This window comes from Paracoccus zhejiangensis (genome assembly GCF_002847445.1).
In the GTDB taxonomy this organism is placed as follows: Bacteria; Pseudomonadota; Alphaproteobacteria; order Rhodobacterales; family Rhodobacteraceae; genus Paracoccus; species Paracoccus zhejiangensis.
In genome coordinates this window covers 144,569-160,614 of record NZ_CP025430.1, presented here as the reverse complement: position 1 = coordinate 160,614, position 16,046 = coordinate 144,569, and the positions used below count along the sequence as shown (strand labels likewise).

Genomic DNA, 16,046 nt, shown 5'->3' with positions numbered 1-16,046 from the left:
GTGTGCAACCGGACGGGTGGCACACCGAAAAATGCGTACGGGCTCAGCCCGCCTGATCTGCCTGATCGTTCAGCCGGGCCAGCGTTTCGTCGCGGCCAAGCGCCATCATCATGTCGAACACGCTGGGGGTCGAAGTCCGGCCAGCCAAAGCGGCCCTGACCGGTGCTGCGACCTTGCCCAGACCGACGCCGTTTTCTTCGGCGACCTGCTTGGCAGCTTGTTCCAGATCATCTCGCGTCCAGCTAGCATGCTGCAGTGCGGCAGTCAACGATTTCAGCATACCACGGGATACCGTATCCAGCGCAGCCTCTGCCTTCGGGTCCAGCTCCACCGGCCGTTCGACCAGCGCGAAGCGCCCCTGATCCAGCAGCGCCGGCAGGGTTTTTGCCTTGTCCTTCAACGCATCCAGCGCCGGCGTCAGCCATGATTTCTGACGTTGGGTCAGGGCCGGCTGGCCGGTCTCGGACAGGAAAGCGTCCAGTTCAATCAGCAGGCGATCACCGGGCATCTGGCCGATATGCCAGCCGCTGACATGTTCCAGCTTCTTGAAATCCAGCCGCGCCGGCGCCCGGCCGATTCCGGAAAGATCAAACCATTCCAGCGCCTTGGCATCGTCGAACAGCTCGTCATCGCCATGGCTCCACCCCAGCCGCGCCAGATAGTTGCGCATCGCCTCGGCCGGATAGCCCAATGCCGCGAATTCGTGCAGGCCGACGGCGCCGTGACGCTTGGACAGCTTCTTGCCATCCTCGCCATGGATCAGCGGGATATGGGCGAAGACCGGGCGCTTCCAGCCCATCGCGTCAAAGACTTGAACCTGCCGCGCGGCATTGGTCAGGTGATCGTCGCCCCGGATCACATGGGTCACGCCCATGTCGTGATCGTCGACCACGACCGCCAGCATGTAGACCGGGGTGCCGTCGCTGCGCAGCAGCACCATGTCATCCAGCTGGTCATTGCCAAAGCGCACCTCGCCCTGCACCTGGTCGTCGATGACGGTTTCGCCCTCGCGCGGCGCGCGCAGGCGGATGGCATAGGGGGCATCGGGCCAGTCCTCGGGGCCTTTGTCGCGCCACGGGCTCTGGAAGGGCTGGCGCGGATGCGATTCGCGCCATGCCGCGATCTCCTCGGGAGTGGAGTAGCAGCGATAGGCGCTGCCCGCCTCCAGCATCGCCCGCGCCACTTCGGCATGACGGGCCATGCCCTCGAACTGGCTGACCGGCTCGCCGTCCCAGTCCAGGCCCAGCCATGTCAGGCCCTGCAGGATCGCTGCCGTCGCCTCGGGGGTCGAGCGCGCGCGGTCGGTATCCTCGATCCTGAGCAGGAACTTGCCGCCCCGGCCCCGGGCATAGAGCCAGTTGAACAGCGCCGTCCGCGCGCCACCGATATGCAGATAGCCGGTCGGCGAGGGGGCAAAGCGGGTGACGATGGGATCGGAGGTCATGGCGGGGCCTTTGTCTCAAGTCGCGCCACGGGTCTTAACCTTCCGGAAAGGACGCTCGTGGCAGGGTTCCCGGCGAGGAATAGAGAAGCCCGGACGGAAGAACAAGAATTGACGGCCCCGACGGCCCAGGCACTGGTCCCCCTGCCCGCGCGCGCTGCTGTCGGGCCGCCGGTTCGGCTGGCTCGCCCCCCGCGACCGGCTGCGGCTGCACGCGCCGGGTTGGTGCCATGGCTGCCGGTCGGGCTCTCCTGCGGCATCGGGCTTTGGTTCGCCCTGCCCTTCCAGCCGGGAGGGCGGTTTTATGTCGTTGTAGCATTTGTGGGCATGCTGGCCCTCTGGCTTACCGCGCGCGCCGTCCGTTGGGCCGAGACCGGGCGGATCGGCTGGCGTCTCTCAGACGCGCTGCGGCTGGCAGGCTGGGCAGTGCTGCTCGTCGCCACCGGGCTGGCGCTGACCGGGTTGCGATCCGAACGCGTCGCGGCGCCGGTCCTCGGCTGGCGCTATTACGGCCCGATCGAGGGGCGGGTGGTGGCCATCGACCGCTCGGCCCGCGACCGGATGCGGATCACGCTGGACGCCGTGACCCTGCGTGACCTTCCGCCCGGACGAACGCCCGGCAAGGTGCGGCTGTCGCTGACCGATGCAGCAGCGGAAGACCTGCCGGTGCCGGGGGAACGGGTGATGCTGACCGGCCACCTGTCACCGCCACCCGGCCCGGCCTCGCCCGGCAGCTTCGATTTCCGCCGCTTCGCCTGGTTCGAGGGGTTGGGCGCCGTTGGCTATAGCCGCAACCCGGTCCTGACCGTCACCCCGCCCGAGGGCGGCATCTGGGCGATGCACCGGGTACAGATGACCCTCGCCGAGGCGATGCGCGCGCAGATCGGCGGCCAGTCCGGCGCGGTGGCAGCGGCGCTGATGACCGGCGACCGCTCCGGCATCACCGAGGCCACCAACGAGCTGATGCGGGCCTCGAACCTGTATCACATCATCTCGATCTCGGGCCTGCATATGGGGATGCTGGCCGGCTTCATCTATGCGGCGCTGCGGCTGGCGCTGGTCGGGGCTCAGGGGGCGGGGCTGCGGCTGGTCTGGCCGGCGCACAAGATCGCCGCCGGGATCGCGATGCTGGCGGCAGCGGGATACCTGTGGCTCGCGGATGGCGGCGTCGCGACCGAGCGTGCCTTTGTCATGGTCGCGGTGATGCTGGCCGCGATCCTCGCCGACCGCCGCGCCATCTCGCTGCGCAGCGTGGCGCTGGCCGCGACCATCATCCTGATCCTGAACCCCGAGGCGCTTGGCTCGCCCGGCTTCCAGATGAGCTTTGCCGCCACCATCGCGCTGATCCTGATCTACGGTCCCTGGGCGCGCATCTCGCCCGCCCTGCCCTGGTGGCTGCGCCCGGTGCTGATGCTGATCATCTCGTCGCTGGTCGCGGGCCTTTCGACCGCGCCCATCGCCGCCGCGCATTTCAGCCGCATGGCCCAATACGGGCTGCTGGCTAACCTGCTGGCGGTGCCGGTGATGGGCGCCTTGGTCGTGCCCGCCGGGGTCATCGCCGCGCTCTTGGCCCCGGTCGGACTGGCCGGTCCGGCGCTGTGGGTCATGGCGCTGGGCACAAGCTGGATGCTGGCGGTGGCGGGCTTTGTCGCCGGGCTGAACGGCGCGGTGACGGCGATCCCGATGCCCCCGGCAACTGTCCTGCCGCTGCTGGGCACGGGCGCGGTGCTGGCGGTGCTGGCTTGGCGGCGCGGGCGGATGCGTCCGGGGTTTTCCGGGCCCTTCCTGAGCTGCGGCTTCGGGATCGCGCTGGTGCTTGCGGCCTTCGCGATCTGGATGACAGCCGAACGCCCGCAATTGCTGATCGGCCCCGAAGGCGAGGCGGTTGGCCTGATGACCGCCACGGGTCGCGCCGTGTCGAAGCCGACAGGCGGGTCTTTCGTGGTCGAGATCTGGCTGATCGAGGATGGCGATACGGCAACGCAAGAGGTCTCGGCCGCCCGCTCGGCCTGGAGCGGCGACAAGCGCGCGCGCGAGGCCGCGATTGCCGGGACCGGCTGGCGGGTGGTGCATCTGACCGGCAAGGAGGCGGGCCTGCGCGCCGCCGGACACTGCGCGGCGCAGGTGATCCTTGTGGTCGACGAGGTGGCCGAGGGTCTGGGGGAGGATAGGCCCTGCCGGCTGGTGGATCTGTCGTCGCTGCGCCGCTCGGGGGCGCTGGCGATCAGGTTTCGGGATGGCGAGCCGCAGATCGAACCCGTTGCAGATGCTGGCGGCAGGCGACCATGGGCAAGGTTCTGATCACGCCGCCAGCACCAGCCATGTCCAGTTGATCCCGGCAGTATCCTGACGCTGCTGCGCCTCGGCCTCGACCCGGCGCAGCAGCGTAAAACCTTTGGCCTCGGCCATCCGGATGGTGCCCTCGACATCGGGGGCAAAGGCGCCCGACTCCGGTTGCTCCGGCCCGTGACGCAGCGACAGGACCACGCGCGCCGACTCAGCCGAGAGGTCATGCAACCGCACCATCGCCTCGGCCCGCTGCGCCGTATCAAGATGGTGCCAGACCGCGATCAACAGCAACAGGTCGAAGGACCGACCATCCAGCCCCGCAAGACCCGGCAGCTGATCCGCAACCCAGTCGATCCCCGCACCCGCGTGCCGGTGGCGCGCGGCCTCGCGCAGTTCCGCCACCGGCTCGACCGCCGTCACCTGATGGCCCTGCCCGGCAAACCACGCGGCATCGCGGCCCGAGCCGGCCCCCAGATCGGCGACCCGCGCGGGCGCCGGTGGTAGAAGATCGGCCACCGGCGCAAAAAGCTGCGCCGGGGCCACGGTTTCATAACGCGCGGCCAGCGCCGCGCCATGGGCGGCATAGAGCGCCAGCGCCGGGTTCTCGGCGCTCATGCGACCTCGGCAAAGACCTTGTTCAGCGCCTGTTCCAGCTTCTCGAACATCTCGTCCATCTGCGCTTCGGTCAGGATGAAGGGCGGGCAGAGGACGATGGACTGGCCGAGCGGCCGGCAGATCAGGCCCAGATCGGTGCAGGTATTGGCGATGCGTTCGCTGACCGACAGCGAGCCGTCGAAGGGGGTCTTGGTCGCCTTGTCCTTCACCGCCTCCAGCGCCCACATGAAGCCGATGCCGCGCAATTCGCCGATATGCTCGCTGCGCTCCATGATCGCGCGCAGCCCGGCCTCGAGGCGCGGGGCAAGGCGCTTGACGTTGTCAGCCAGCCCCTCGTTCATCACCACGTCGATGGCCTTCAGGGCAATGGCGCAGCCGACCGGATGGCCCGAGGCGGTGAAGCCATGCGGGAACTCCTCGATCTTCTCGGCGGCGGCCTGCATCCGGTCAGCCAGATCGGGGCCAAGGATCACCGCGCCCATCGGGAAGAGGCCGGCAGTCAGGTTCTTCGAGGAAATGATCGCGTCGGGCGTGAAGCCATAGGTCTGGCAACCCCAGGTATTGCCGGTCCGGCCAAAGCCACAGATCACCTCGTCCGAGATCAGCGGGATGCCGTGCTTTTTCAGGATCGGCTGGATCGCCTGGAAATAGCCCTTGGCCGGCGGGATCACCCCGCCCGCGCCCATCACCGGCTCGGCGAAGAACCCGGCGATGGTGTCGGCGCCCTCGCGCTCGATCGTCTCTTCCAGCTCGCGCGCCAGCCGGGCAACGAACTGTTCCTCGGTCTCGCCCGGCTCGCCAAAGCGCCAGTAATGCGGGCAGGTCAGGTGCAGGAAGCCCTCCATCGGCAGGCCGAAGACCTCGTTATAGGGCTTGCCGGTCATCGAGGCCGAGACCACGGTGACGCCGTGATAGGCGTTCCAGCGGGTCAGGATCTTGCGGCGCTTGGGGTTGCCTTCGCTGGCGTGCAGGAACCACAGCATCTTGACCATGGTGTCATTCGCCTCGGAACCCGAGTTGGTGTAGAAGACCCGGCCATGATCGAAGGGCGAGACATCGACCAGCTTTTCCGACAGCATCACCGTCTGGTCGGACATGCGGCCGAAGAAGGCGTGATAGCCGGGGAAGCGATCGTATTGCGCCTTGGCCGCATCGGCCAGACCCTTGTGGTCAAAGCCCGCAACCATGTTCCACAGGCCCGAATTGGCGTCGAGGTAGCGCTTGCCGTTCACGTCGAAGACATAGGGCCCCTCGCCATGGGTCAGCACCACCGCGCCGCGTTCATGCACGCTTGGCAGATCGGTGAAGCCATAGAGCGAATATTCATCGGCGCGGGCTTCCCAGCTTTGCGGGTTGTTCATCGATTGGGCCTCCGGTTCGGGTTTGGCCGGAGGCTATCCGGGCGGCGTTGGCCGCGCAATGGGGCCGCGACGGGATCGGGTGAAGCGCCTGCCGCGCTGCGGGGAACTCGGACGAAGTGCCGGGGATATCTGGCAGAATGGCGGCGGGTCCGGGACGCGGGGGAAGAATCGCGTTGCAACCCGGTGCCGCAGCTTGCAGCCTGCCGGGACGAGGAAAGGACCGCCCGCGTGATCGACAAGACCTGTGCCGACCCCGCTGCCGCCATCGCGCCCATCGGCGATGGCGCCTCGGTGATGGTGGGGGGCTTTGGCACCTCGGGCATCCCTTACGGCCTGCTGAACGCGCTGGCCGAAAAGGGCGCGCGCGACCTGACCATCATCTCGAACAACGCGGGCGAGGGCGAGGCGGGGATCGCGGCCCTGTTGAAGCTGGGGCTGGTCGCAAAGGTCATCTGCTCCTATCCGCGCACGCCCGGCTCGGTCTGGTTCGAACGTCGCTACAAGGCCGGCGAGGTGGCGCTCGAGGTGATGCCGCAGGGCACGCTGGCCGAACGGATGCGGGCGGCGGGATCGGGTCTGGGCGGATTCTTCACCCCCACGGGCTATGGCACCCGGCTGGCCGAGGGCAAGGAGACGCGGGTGATCGATGGGCGCGGTTACCTGTTCGAGCCGCCGCTCTCGGCGGATTTCGCGCTGATCCGGGGCGAGGCGGGCGACCGCTGGGGCAACCTCACCTATCACGCCACGGCGCGGAACTTTAACCCGGTCATGGCCATGGCCGCGCGGCACAGCATCGCCGAGGTGCGGCACCTCTCGACCGAGCCGCTGGACCCGGAACGAGTGGTGACGCCGGGCATCTTCATCGCCAGCCTTTGCGCCTACGCGGTGCGGCCATGAACCGTCTCAGCGATGCGCAGATCGCGGCGCGCGTGGCGCGGGACATTCCCGATGGCGCCTATGTCAACCTGGGGATCGGCAAGCCCACCCATGTCGCGGCGCATCTGCCCGCAGGGCGCGAGGTGATGTACCAGTCGGAAAACGGACTGTTGGGCGTCGGCCCGCCGCCCGAACCGGGCCGCGAGGACCGCGAGTTGATCGATGCCAGCAAGCGCATGGTGACGGCGGTGCCCGGCGCGGCTTATTTCGACCAGTGCGACAGCTTCGCCATGATGCGTGGCGGCCATATCGATATCGCGGTTCTGGGTGCCTACCAGGTGGCCGAGACGGGCGATCTTGCGAATTGGGCGACGCTGGAGGACCGCCACCCCCCGGCGGTGGGCGGGGCGATGGACCTGGTCGCGGGGGTGCCGACGATCCTGATCCTGATGAACCATGTGGGCAAGGATGGCAGTCTGCGCCTGCTCGAGCGCTGCACCTATCCGCTGACCGGGCTCAAGGTCGTCAGCCGCGTCTATACCGACCTGGCGGTTCTGGATATCGCGCCCGAGGGGTTCCGGCTGGTCGAACTGACGCCGGGGAACAGCCTGGCCGAGGTGCAGGCACTGACCGGGGCGAAGATCCACCTCTGAGGCCGGGTGGATCGCGGCGCTGCCGCCGCGATCTTTGGCAAGATGATCTCTCGGATCAGAGCGCGTTCTTGCCACGCGCGGCATCGACCGACCAGGGGCCGGGGCCGGCAGCGGCGAGGTAGAGGAAGACAAAGCTGTAAAGCGCCGCCAGTTCGCCGCCGTTCAGCAACGGGAAGAAGCCCTGCGGCGAATGGGCGATGAAATAGGCGGCGGCGGTCAGGCCGCTGGCGATGAAGGCCGAGAAGCGCGAGAAGAGGCCGATCACCAAGAGCACACCGAAGACCAGTTCGATGATCCCGGCGATGCCCGGCAGCGAGGAAAGCGAGATGCCGTTCATCTGGCTCACGGGGAAGCCCAGCACCTTGGTGGTGCCGTGTTGCAGAAGCAGCAGGCCCGACATGATGCGCAGGACCGAGCGCAGCTGCGGCTCGATGGGGGCGAGGAAGTTCATGGGCAATATCCTTTCGGGGGGTGACAGGGGGTCTCGCCCCTCGGGGCGGACCGGTCAAAGGCATCTGGCGGGCGATCCCGCCGCGCGCGAGCCGGTGGCTGGAACCCGAATAACCGTTTCCCCACGCGCACTTGCTGGCCGCGCCGTTCTTCTGTCGCCACCGCGCAAAGTCAAGCCCGAGCGATTTACCCCGACATGACAGTTGCGCGAGCGGCACGGAGGCGTTGCCCGCCCCGGTGCAGGCCCGTCAGCGGGTCAGCCGCGCGATCAGCGACGAGGTGTCCCAACGGCCGCCGCCCATGATCTGCACCTCCTTGTAGAACTGGTCGATCAGCGCGGTGACCGGCAGCGGCACCTGCAACTCGTCTGCGGCGTCAAGGCAGATGCCCAGGTCCTTGCGCATCCAGTCGACGGCAAAGCCGTGGTTGAACTCGCCCGCCGCCATGGTCTTGTGGCGGTTCACCATCTGCCAGCTTCCGGCCGCGCCCTGGCTGATCACCTCGACCAGCTTCTCGGGGTCAAGCCCGGCCTTCTGCGCGAAGGCCAGCGATTCCGACAGGCCCTGCACCAGCCCGGCAATGGCGATCTGGTTGCACATCTTGGCCATCTGCCCGGCGCCCGTGCCACCCATGCGGCGGCAGATCTTGGCATAGGCGTCGATCACCGGATCGGCCCGGTCATATTCGGCGGCATCACCGCCGCACATCACCGACAGTTGGCCGTTCTCGGCCCCCGCCTGCCCGCCCGAGACCGGAGCATCGACATAGCCGAGACCGGCAGCTTGGGCGGCCTCGGCCAGCTCGCGGGTGACGGCGGCGGAGACCGTGGTGTGATCGACGAAGATCGCGCCTTTGGTCATCCCGGCAAGGGCACCGTCGGGACCAAGGCAGACCGAGCGCAGGTCATCGTCATTGCCGACGCAGGCCATGACGAAATCGGCACCCTCGGCGGCTTCGCGCGGGGTGGCGGCCCAGTTGCCGCCGTGCTGCTCAGCCCATTTCTTGGCCTTGGCGGTGGTGCGGTTATAGACGGTCACGTCATGGCCCGCCGCCTTGAGATGCCCGGCCATCGGATAGCCCATCACGCCCAGTCCCAGAAAAGTCACTTTCGCCATACTGTCCCCTCGATCCCTGCGCGGCCTGCGTTGAATTGCGGCGGCCGCTGTCCTAGACAGCACACCACCATCCCGGCGCGTGCAGGTCAAGCGCCGCTGACCCGCCGCTGACCCAAGGCCCAAGGACCGCGCAACACCCGATGCTGACCCTTTTCCGCTGGCTGCTGCGCCTGACCGTCGGGCTGATCCTTGTCATGGTGATCGCCACCGTGCTGGTCTGGTATTTCGCCACACGCTCGCTGCCCGACTACAATGCCAACTACCAGATGGCCGGCCTGTCGGGGCCGGTCGAGATCGTGCGCTCGACCGAGAACGTGCCGCATATCTTCGGCGCCAGCGATGCCGACGTGTTCTTTGCCCTTGGCGTCGCCCATGCGCAGGACCGGCTGTTCCAGATGACCGTGCTGCGCCGCGCCGCTCAGGGCCGGCTGGCCGAGATCTACGGCGCCAGCGCCTTTCGCGGCGACGATCTGGCCCGGCGGCTCGGCCTTTACCGCCACGCGCGCGAGTCGCTGGCGGCGCAGGACGACTATACCAAGGCCGCGCTGGAAGCCTATTCCGCCGGGGTGAACGAGTGGATCGCCCAGATCAACCGCGATGCAGCGGGCCGGGGCGCCCCCGAATTCTTCCTGTTTCCCGACGAGATTGCCGCCTGGAAGCCCGCCGATTCTCTGGCGGTGCTGAAGCTGGTGGCCGCCACCAGTTCCAGCGCCATCCGCACCGAGGTGCTGAACGCCCGGCTCTCGATCGCGCGTTCTGACATCGGCCCGCAACTGGCGGCGCTGCCGGGCGATGCGCCCCTGCCCGATTACGCCAGCCTCTTTCCCGGCGCGCGGCTGATGCCGCCGGCGCCGGACGCCGACGCGCCCAGCTGGGACGAGGCGCTGGCGGGTTACCTGGACCCCGGCCTCGGCCTCAGCGCCACCGCCTTTGCCGCCGCGCCCGATCGCACTGCCGCTCAGGGTTCGATCCTCGCCAACAGCCCCGAAGGCCCGCTGACCGCACCTAGCCTGTGGTACCTCGCCCGGCTGGAACTGCAGCAGGGCGGCGTCATCGGCGGCACAATTCCGGGTATCCCGGCAGTGCTGTCGGGGCGGAATACCGGGCTTGCCTGGGGCGTCACGCCGGCGGGCATCGATGATGCGGACCTCTTCATCGAGGAATTGCAGCCCGGCGACATCACCCGCCATCGCGGCGTCGATGGCTGGACCGATTTCACCTCGCGCCGCGAGGTCATCCGCATCCGCGACGGCGAGGACCAGCCGATCACCCTGCGCTGGACCGCCAATGGCGCGGTGCTGCCCGGGGTCGATTTCGATCTGGCCGATGTGACGCCGCGCGGCCATGTCGCCGCGCTGGCCTGGACCGGCGCCAGCGATGACGACGCCACCATGAGCGGGCTAATCGGGCTGATGCGCGCGCCTGACCGCAGCACCGCCGCCACGGCGCTGGCACAGGTGACGACGCCCGCGCTGCAGGTGACGATGGCCGACCGCGACGGCGTGGGTCAGCAGCTGGCGGGTCGCGCCCCGCGCCGCGATACCGCCCATCCGACCGGCGGCCGGATGCCCGCACCGGGCTGGGAACCGGCATCAAGCTGGCAGGGTCTTGCCCCCGCCGCCGAGATTCTGGGCAGCGCCCTGCCCGGTCAGGCCGGCGCCGATGGCATCGTGCTGGCGACCGGCGAGGGTGCCGTCGGGCCGCGCCTCGCCCGCCTGACCCGCCTTGCCGAGGACCGCGAGGTGCAGTCGCGCGACAGCTTCATCGCCATCCAGCTGGACGTGGTCAGCCCGGCCGCCCGGTCGCTGCTGCCGCTGGTCGGCGCCGATCTGTGGTTCACCGGCGAGCCCGCCGCCACTGGCACGCCCGAGCGCCAGCGTCAGGATGCGCTGAACCTGCTGGCCGAATGGGATGGCGAGATGAACGAACATCTGCCCGAACCCGCCATCTATTCCGCCTGGATGCTGGCCCTGCAGGACCGGCTGATCCGCGACGAGCTGGGTCCGCTGTCCGAGGATATCACCGCGCTCTACCCGTCCTTCATCGAGGCGGTGTTCCGCAACCGCAACGGCGCCGCCGCCTGGTGCGACGTGGCGCAAAGCGCGCCGGTCGAGGATTGCGCCACCATCGCCCGGCAATCGCTGGACGCGGCGATCCTCGATCTGACCGACCGCTATGGCCCCGACGTGACCACCTGGCGCTGGGGCGATGTCCATGTCGCCACGCAGTTCCACCCCTCGCTCGGCCACCTGCCCGGCCTCAGCTGGGTGGTGAACCTGTCGCAATCGACCTCGGGCGACGGTTTCACACTGGCGCAGGGCGGGCTTCTGGGCAGCGGCGCCAATCCGTTCCGCAACGTGACCGGCGCGGGCTATCGCGGGGTCTATGACCTGGCCGATCCAGACAGCTCGGTTTTCATCATCTCGACCGGGCAATCGGGGCATCCGCTGTCGCGCCATTACGACGATTTGGCCGAGCTGTGGCGGCGGGGCGAATATATTGGCATGTCGCTGGACCCTGAACTGGCGCGCGCCGCCGCGACCGGCATCACCCGCCTCACACCGCCGACCGAGTAGCTTTGGTATACCAAGATTGACAGGCGGTCCCTACCCCGGTAACTCCGGGTCAAAGACGGATATCGAGGAGGGACAGCCATGGCCAATTCCGCAACCCTGACCGGCGCCTGGCCGGTTGCGCCCACGCCCTTTCATCCCGATGGCAGCCTCGATCTGCCGGGGATGCGCCGGGTGCTCGACTGTATCGTCGACCAGGGCGTCGACGGGGTCTGCATCCTCGCCAACTTCAGCGAACAATTCCTGATCTCGGATGCCGAGCGCGAAACCCTGACCCGGCTTTGCCTCGAGCATCTGGCCGGTCGGCTGCCGGTGATCGTCACCATCTCGCATTACGCGACGCCCATCGTGGTCGAGCGGGCGCGGCTGGCGAAGCAGCTGGGCGCGGTCGCGGTGATGATGATGCCGCCCTATCACGGCGCGCTGTTGAAGGGTTCGGCCGAACAGACCTATGAACAATTTGCCCGGGTCAGCGAGGTCGGCATCCCGATCATGATCCAGGATGCGCCGCTGTCGGGGGTCGATCTGCCGGTGCCGCTGCTGGTCAGGATGGCGCGCGAGATCCCGATGGTGCAGCATTTCAAGATCGAGAGCGTCGGCACCGCCACCAAGCTGCGCGCGCTGATCGCGCAGGGCGGCGAGGCCATCGTCAGCCCGCTTGATGGCGAGGAAGGCATCACCATGCTCGCCGATCTGGACGCGGGCGCCACCGGCACCATGTGCTCGGCGATGATTTCGGAACTGATCCAAGAGGTTGTCACCACCCATCGCGGCGGCGACCGGGACCTTGCTGTGGCGCAATACACCCGCATCCTGCCGGCGATCAACCACGAGAACCGGCAATGCGGCTTCCGCTCGGCCAAGGCGGCGATGCTGGAGGGCGGCGTGATCGCCTCGGATTTCTGCCGCCATCCGATTGCACCTTTGTCGCCGGAAACGCGGGCGGAGCTTCTGGGCCTGTTGCGACCGCTCGACCCGATCAGCCTGCGCTGGGGGCGCTGATCTTGCGCCTTGCGCCGCGCCGTGCCAATCCGGCGGCAAAGGCGGAGCGAGGCGGCAGATGACGACGACCAAGGACCTGCTCAGGTATATAGACACCTCGACGCCCCTGGGCGCTCTGGTTCTGGCGGCGTTCCTGTTCGGTCTTGGGCTGATCCTCTCCTGGTCGGTGCGGCGGCTGTTGCGTACCGCGCTGAGCCATGACCGGGCGGAAAAGATCAACGAGATCGCGCTGTCCTTTCTCAGCCAGCTGTCGATCCTTGCCATCTGGTTGATCTTGCTGACGGTCTACGCCCATCTCGTGCCGGTTCTGAACCGCCTCGGCACCGCGCTGCTGGCAGGCGTCAGCCTGATGTCGGTGGTGGTGGGCTTCGCCGCCCAGACCACGCTGGGGAACCTTGTGGCCGGGATCAGCCTCGTCCTCTACCAACCCTTCCGCCGCGGCGACCGGCTGCAGATCGCCGCGCCGACGCCGAATGAATGCGAGACGGGCGTGGTCGAGGACATGTCGCTGGGGTTCACCGTCCTGCGCACCGACGACGGCCGCAAGATCATCGTGGCGAACGGGACCATGGCGCAGAATACCATGATCAAGCTGGAGTCTGGGGCCAAGGCGAGCGGGTGATGGAGGGCGCCGAAGCGCACCTTACCCTCACCGGTTCCTGGCCGAAAGCCAGTCCTTCAGATAGGCGATCCCCTTTTCACGGTGATCCATCTTCCGCTCATGCATACCACGCGCGTTTGGATGGTAGGTGGGGGTCGCAAAATCGGGATGAATTCCGCTTTTCCAGCGGTTTTGACGTTGAAAATGCGGTTTAAGCGGAGGGTAGACAGTAAAGTCAGCCATTGAGGTCCGCCCGCAGCCAAACGGATTCTTTGCGAATTCCGCGGGCAAGCAATGCATTTTGCCCGCCAAATCCAACCGGTCAGGGTGAAAAGCTACGATCTGATGCTTTCCCAAATCAATCTTTGGGTGATTGCATCCACGAGGCTTGTGTACATCCCTGCTACCCGCGCCCTCAAACAGCCACTCAAAATTTCAGCCTGACCTCTGCCCGGCCATCAGCGCTCCCGAAGCTGAGGCCGATGGCCTCCTTCTCGGCGATCTTGGCGACGATGCTCAGCCCCAGCCCGGCGCCGCGCGAGGCTGGGGATTTCTCGAAGGTGCCATGGCGGAACTCGGCCTCCGGCGCGATCCGGTTCGAGATCGCCAGCACCGGGCCCGGCAGCAGCCGGACGCGGATATCGCCGGTGCCGTGATCGCTGGCGTTGCGCAGCAGATTGGCGAGGATCAGTGCCACCGCATCGGGATGTACCGGGACGGTCACCTGTTCCTGGTCGCCGTCGTCAAAAATGGCCTCGGGGCAGATCTGGGCGATGACCATGCGGGTGACCTGGACCAGATCGCAGCTGGCCTCGCCGTGAATGCCGGCCTCGGCGCGGGACAGTTGCAGCAGCCGTTCGACCAGCAGGGCCAGACGGTCCAGCGCCACCGTCATGCGTTGCGCGGCACCGGGGTCGGCGACGCCGCGGGCGATCAGCTGCGCTTGTGCCGAGGCGGCAGCGATCGGGTTGCGCAGCTCGTGCGCGGCATTGGTGGCAAACAGGCGTTCAGCCTCGATCTGATCGCGCAGCCGCGCGAGATAGCCGTTGAGCGCCAGCGGGATCGGCGCCAGTTCGCGCGGCAGGCTGGCCTCGGGGACGGGCGAGAGATCGGTGGCCTTGCGCGATTGCAACCGCCGGGCAAAGCCCGTTGCCGGGCGCAGGGCCAGCGCCGCCAGCCGGCTGACGGCCAGCACCGTGATCAGCAGCACCGGCAGCATCAGCAGTAGCATCGACAGCAGGCTTTCCAGCAACTCGTCGCGGCGCCATTCATTGCTTTGGCCGGTCTCGACCACGATGCCGCTGCCCCGGTCCAACAGGCGGAACACCCGCCAGTCGCCCACATCCTGCCCGCCATCCGTGATCTGCGGCGGCCAGTCCGCGCTGACCACCTCGCGCCCCTTGTCGATGATGCGGATGGCCGATTCCCCCGCCTGTTCGGGCAGCGCCAGCGTCCCTGATGCCTGATAGAGCACAAGCGACAGCTGCGCCGACTCCGCCAGCGTGTCATCCAGAAGCTCGCCCATTTCATGCGCGATCACCCACATCGACAGGCCCAGCCCGACCAGCCAGCCGATGCTGACCCCCAGCACCACCCGGCGCAGAAGCCGCCCGGTCAGGGACCAGCCGGCGCTCATGGGATCAGATATCCAAGGCCGCGCCGGGTTTCGATCAGGTCGGCCCCCAGCTTGGCGCGCAGCCGCGAGACATAGACCTCGACCGCATTGCCGGCGATCTCGTCCTCGAAGGCGTAAAGCCGTTCTTCCAGCACCGCCTTGGACAGAACCCGCCCGCGCGCCGACAGCAGCGCATCGAAAACCGCCCATTCGCGCGAGGTCAGGCGGATCTCCTCCGGGCCGCGAAACAGCCGCGCGCCCGAGCGGTCGATCCGCAGCCCACCAAGCGTCGCCTCGGTCGCCGGGTCGCCGGTCGCGCGGCGGGCATGGGCGCGCAGCCGCGCCTCGACCTCGCCCAGATCATAGGGTTTGACCACATAGTCATCGGCCCCGGCATCCAGACCGGCGATGCGATCGGAAATCTGGTCACGGGCGGTGGCGATGATGATCGGCACCCGGTTGCCCTGCCGGCGCAGGCTGCGCAGCAGGTCCAGCCCGGAACCGTCGGGCAGTGCCAGATCCAGCAGGATCGCATCGAATCCCGCCACCGACAGCGCCGCCTCGGCCGCCGCGAAATCGCCAGCATGATCGACCGCGTGGCCCTCGTCCTGCAGGAAGCGCAGCACGGCATGGGCGATGTCAGCCTCGTCCTCGATCAGCAAAATCCGCATCCGCGTCCCCCTGCCGGCTCCGTGTCCGGCGGTCATTCGCCGCCAGTCATCGCGCTGCGGCGGGCGAATTTCAATCGGCTTCCGTCGCGGCCGCCCGGTCGCGCTTTCGTGAACGTGCGCCCCGCGCGGCTGTAAGCCTGCAGCAAGCTTCGGCTGGTCACACGGAGGAAAGAAGGCCGAGGAGCAGTCAAAAAAATGCAGGTTGAATTTCTGACGTGGCGCGATGCCGGCTGGCAGGCGGCGGCGTCGCTGATCGAAACCCATTTCGCGCGCGCCCATGGTGCGGCCATCACCCTGTCGGCGGTGCGGCTGGCCGTGGCCATGTCCCGCTCGGGGGCAATCCTCGGTGCGGCCGGGATGCGAGATGCGGCGCAGGGCTTCTTTTCGCAGGTCTATCTGGACCAGCCCATTGCCGCGCTGCTGTCCGAGCGCAGCGGGTTGCAGGTCCTGCCCGAGACCATCCTGGAGATCGTCTCGATGGCCTGCCCCCGCCCGATGGCGACCTTGCCGCTGATCGAGGCGATCACCGCCGAAGGTCGCCGTCAGGGCCGAAGCTGGGGGCTGTTCACGGCGACGGGCTCGCTGATGCGGCTGTTGCGCCATGCCGGGGTGCCATTGATGCAGCTGTGTCCGGCCCGGCCCGAACGCTTGGCCGGCGCGGCAAGCTGGGGCCGCTATTACGACAGCGAACCCTGGGTCTGCGCCGTCCACGAGGGGGCAGAGCGGTTGCGTTTCATGCCTCGGCCCGCTGCGGTGCCGACCGGGGTGCAACTGGCATGAGGGC

15 protein-coding genes are annotated in these 16,046 nt (G+C 67.9%); 7 read left to right on the top strand and 8 right to left on the bottom strand.

The window, feature by feature from the left end; translation table 11 throughout:
• Positions 1-43: 43 nt before the first annotated feature.
• On the bottom strand, positions 44-1,444 hold the full coding sequence (gene gltX, locus CX676_RS00790) for a glutamate--tRNA ligase (RefSeq protein ID WP_101754044.1): 1,401 nt from the start codon (positions 1,442-1,444) through the stop codon (positions 44-46).
• Between the two features lie 324 nt (positions 1,445-1,768).
• On the opposite strand from gltX, the gene CX676_RS00785 reads away from it, so the two are divergent.
• Positions 1,769-3,742 carry a ComEC/Rec2 family competence protein gene (locus tag CX676_RS00785; RefSeq protein ID WP_198590250.1) on the top strand — a complete coding sequence of 658 codons (1,974 nt, stop codon included), beginning with the start codon at positions 1,769-1,771 and terminating at the stop codon, positions 3,740-3,742.
• Here CX676_RS00785 and CX676_RS00780 read toward each other — a convergent pair whose 3' ends face one another.
• A complete protein-coding gene (locus CX676_RS00780; RefSeq protein ID WP_101750924.1) occupies positions 3,743-4,345 on the bottom strand; it encodes a class I SAM-dependent methyltransferase in 603 nt (200 codons plus the stop codon).
• On the bottom strand, positions 4,342-5,706 hold the full coding sequence (locus CX676_RS00775) for an aminotransferase (RefSeq protein ID WP_101750923.1): 1,365 nt from the start codon (positions 5,704-5,706) through the stop codon (positions 4,342-4,344). The genes CX676_RS00780 and CX676_RS00775 overlap by 4 nt, the downstream gene beginning before the upstream one ends.
• Before the next feature lie 228 nt (positions 5,707-5,934).
• On the opposite strand from CX676_RS00775, the gene CX676_RS00770 reads away from it, so the two are divergent.
• The gene (locus tag CX676_RS00770) at positions 5,935-6,603 is read left to right on the top strand and encodes a 3-oxoacid CoA-transferase subunit A (protein WP_232816544.1); all 669 of its coding nucleotides are present in this window, start codon (positions 5,935-5,937) and stop codon (positions 6,601-6,603) included.
• Positions 6,600-7,235, top strand: a complete 636-nt coding sequence (locus tag CX676_RS00765; protein ID WP_101750922.1) for a 3-oxoacid CoA-transferase subunit B — start codon at positions 6,600-6,602, stop codon at positions 7,233-7,235. Before CX676_RS00770 ends, CX676_RS00765 begins: the two co-directional genes overlap by 4 nt.
• Before the next feature lie 55 nt (positions 7,236-7,290).
• Here the strand turns inward: CX676_RS00765 and CX676_RS00760 are convergent, their stop codons facing one another.
• Together CX676_RS00760 and CX676_RS00755 are read right to left on the bottom strand one after the other, a co-directional pair.
• A complete protein-coding gene (locus CX676_RS00760) occupies positions 7,291-7,686 on the bottom strand; it encodes a DoxX family protein (protein ID WP_101750921.1) in 396 nt (131 codons plus the stop codon).
• A gap of 247 nt (positions 7,687-7,933) precedes the next feature.
• Positions 7,934-8,800 (bottom strand): NAD(P)-dependent oxidoreductase, encoded by an 867-nt coding sequence (locus CX676_RS00755; RefSeq protein ID WP_101750920.1) that lies wholly within the window; start codon positions 8,798-8,800, stop codon positions 7,934-7,936.
• 140 nt (positions 8,801-8,940) lie between these two features.
• Between CX676_RS00755 and CX676_RS00750 the strand changes: the two genes are divergently transcribed.
• The 3 genes from CX676_RS00750 to CX676_RS00740 all read left to right on the top strand — a co-directional run bounded on the left by CX676_RS00750 (position 8,941) and on the right by CX676_RS00740 (position 12,997).
• Positions 8,941-11,376: a penicillin acylase family protein gene (locus tag CX676_RS00750; protein ID WP_101750919.1), complete on the top strand. Its 2,436-nt coding sequence runs from the start codon at positions 8,941-8,943 to the stop codon at positions 11,374-11,376.
• Positions 11,377-11,454: 78 nt separating this feature from the next.
• Positions 11,455-12,375 carry a dihydrodipicolinate synthase family protein gene (locus tag CX676_RS00745; protein ID WP_101750918.1) on the top strand — a complete coding sequence of 307 codons (921 nt, stop codon included), beginning with the start codon at positions 11,455-11,457 and terminating at the stop codon, positions 12,373-12,375.
• Between the two features lie 58 nt (positions 12,376-12,433).
• Positions 12,434-12,997, top strand: a complete 564-nt coding sequence (locus CX676_RS00740; RefSeq protein ID WP_101750917.1) for a mechanosensitive ion channel family protein — start codon at positions 12,434-12,436, stop codon at positions 12,995-12,997.
• Positions 12,998-13,024: 27 nt separating this feature from the next.
• Here CX676_RS00740 and CX676_RS22420 read toward each other — a convergent pair whose 3' ends face one another.
• From CX676_RS22420 to CX676_RS00730, 3 genes are all read right to left on the bottom strand, one after another.
• Positions 13,025-13,219, bottom strand: coding sequence for a hypothetical protein (locus tag CX676_RS22420; protein WP_157935812.1), 195 nt, complete (start codon positions 13,217-13,219; stop codon positions 13,025-13,027).
• A 184-nt stretch (positions 13,220-13,403) separates the two neighbouring features.
• Positions 13,404-14,612, bottom strand: coding sequence for a sensor histidine kinase (locus tag CX676_RS00735; protein WP_101750916.1), 1,209 nt, complete (start codon positions 14,610-14,612; stop codon positions 13,404-13,406).
• Complete coding sequence (locus tag CX676_RS00730) at positions 14,609-15,262, bottom strand: response regulator transcription factor (protein WP_101750915.1); 654 nt, start codon at positions 15,260-15,262, stop codon at positions 14,609-14,611. The genes CX676_RS00735 and CX676_RS00730 overlap by 4 nt, the downstream gene beginning before the upstream one ends.
• A gap of 195 nt (positions 15,263-15,457) precedes the next feature.
• Between CX676_RS00730 and CX676_RS00725 the strand changes: the two genes are divergently transcribed.
• The gene (locus tag CX676_RS00725; RefSeq protein WP_101750914.1) at positions 15,458-16,042 is read left to right on the top strand and encodes a thermostable hemolysin; all 585 of its coding nucleotides are present in this window, start codon (positions 15,458-15,460) and stop codon (positions 16,040-16,042) included.
• Positions 16,043-16,046 lie beyond the last annotated feature (4 nt).

Excerpts from the sequence above, each read along its gene's own strand:
- CX676_RS00730 (WP_101750915.1), bottom strand. The coding sequence starts at position 15,262 with ATGCGGATTTTGCTGATCGAGGACGAGGCTGACATCGCCCATGCCGTG.
- CX676_RS00775 (WP_101750923.1), bottom strand. The coding sequence starts at position 5,706 with ATGAACAACCCGCAAAGCTGGGAAGCCCGCGCCGATGAATATTCGCTC.
- CX676_RS00755 (WP_101750920.1), bottom strand. The coding sequence starts at position 8,800 with ATGGCGAAAGTGACTTTTCTGGGACTGGGCGTGATGGGCTATCCGATG.
- CX676_RS00780 (WP_101750924.1), bottom strand. The coding sequence starts at position 4,345 with ATGAGCGCCGAGAACCCGGCGCTGGCGCTCTATGCCGCCCATGGCGCG.
- CX676_RS00750 (WP_101750919.1), top strand. The coding sequence starts at position 8,941 with ATGCTGACCCTTTTCCGCTGGCTGCTGCGCCTGACCGTCGGGCTGATC.
- CX676_RS00785 (WP_198590250.1), top strand. The coding sequence starts at position 1,769 with ATGCTGGCCCTCTGGCTTACCGCGCGCGCCGTCCGTTGGGCCGAGACC.
- CX676_RS00740 (WP_101750917.1), top strand. The coding sequence starts at position 12,434 with ATGACGACGACCAAGGACCTGCTCAGGTATATAGACACCTCGACGCCC.
- CX676_RS00725 (WP_101750914.1), top strand. The coding sequence starts at position 15,458 with ATGCAGGTTGAATTTCTGACGTGGCGCGATGCCGGCTGGCAGGCGGCG.
- CX676_RS00735 (WP_101750916.1), bottom strand. The coding sequence starts at position 14,612 with ATGAGCGCCGGCTGGTCCCTGACCGGGCGGCTTCTGCGCCGGGTGGTG.
- CX676_RS00760 (WP_101750921.1), bottom strand. The coding sequence starts at position 7,686 with ATGAACTTCCTCGCCCCCATCGAGCCGCAGCTGCGCTCGGTCCTGCGC.
- CX676_RS22420 (WP_157935812.1), bottom strand. The coding sequence starts at position 13,219 with ATGGCTGACTTTACTGTCTACCCTCCGCTTAAACCGCATTTTCAACGT.
- CX676_RS00765 (WP_101750922.1), top strand. The coding sequence starts at position 6,600 with ATGAACCGTCTCAGCGATGCGCAGATCGCGGCGCGCGTGGCGCGGGAC.
- gltX (WP_101754044.1), bottom strand. The coding sequence starts at position 1,444 with ATGACCTCCGATCCCATCGTCACCCGCTTTGCCCCCTCGCCGACCGGC.
- CX676_RS00745 (WP_101750918.1), top strand. The coding sequence starts at position 11,455 with ATGGCCAATTCCGCAACCCTGACCGGCGCCTGGCCGGTTGCGCCCACG.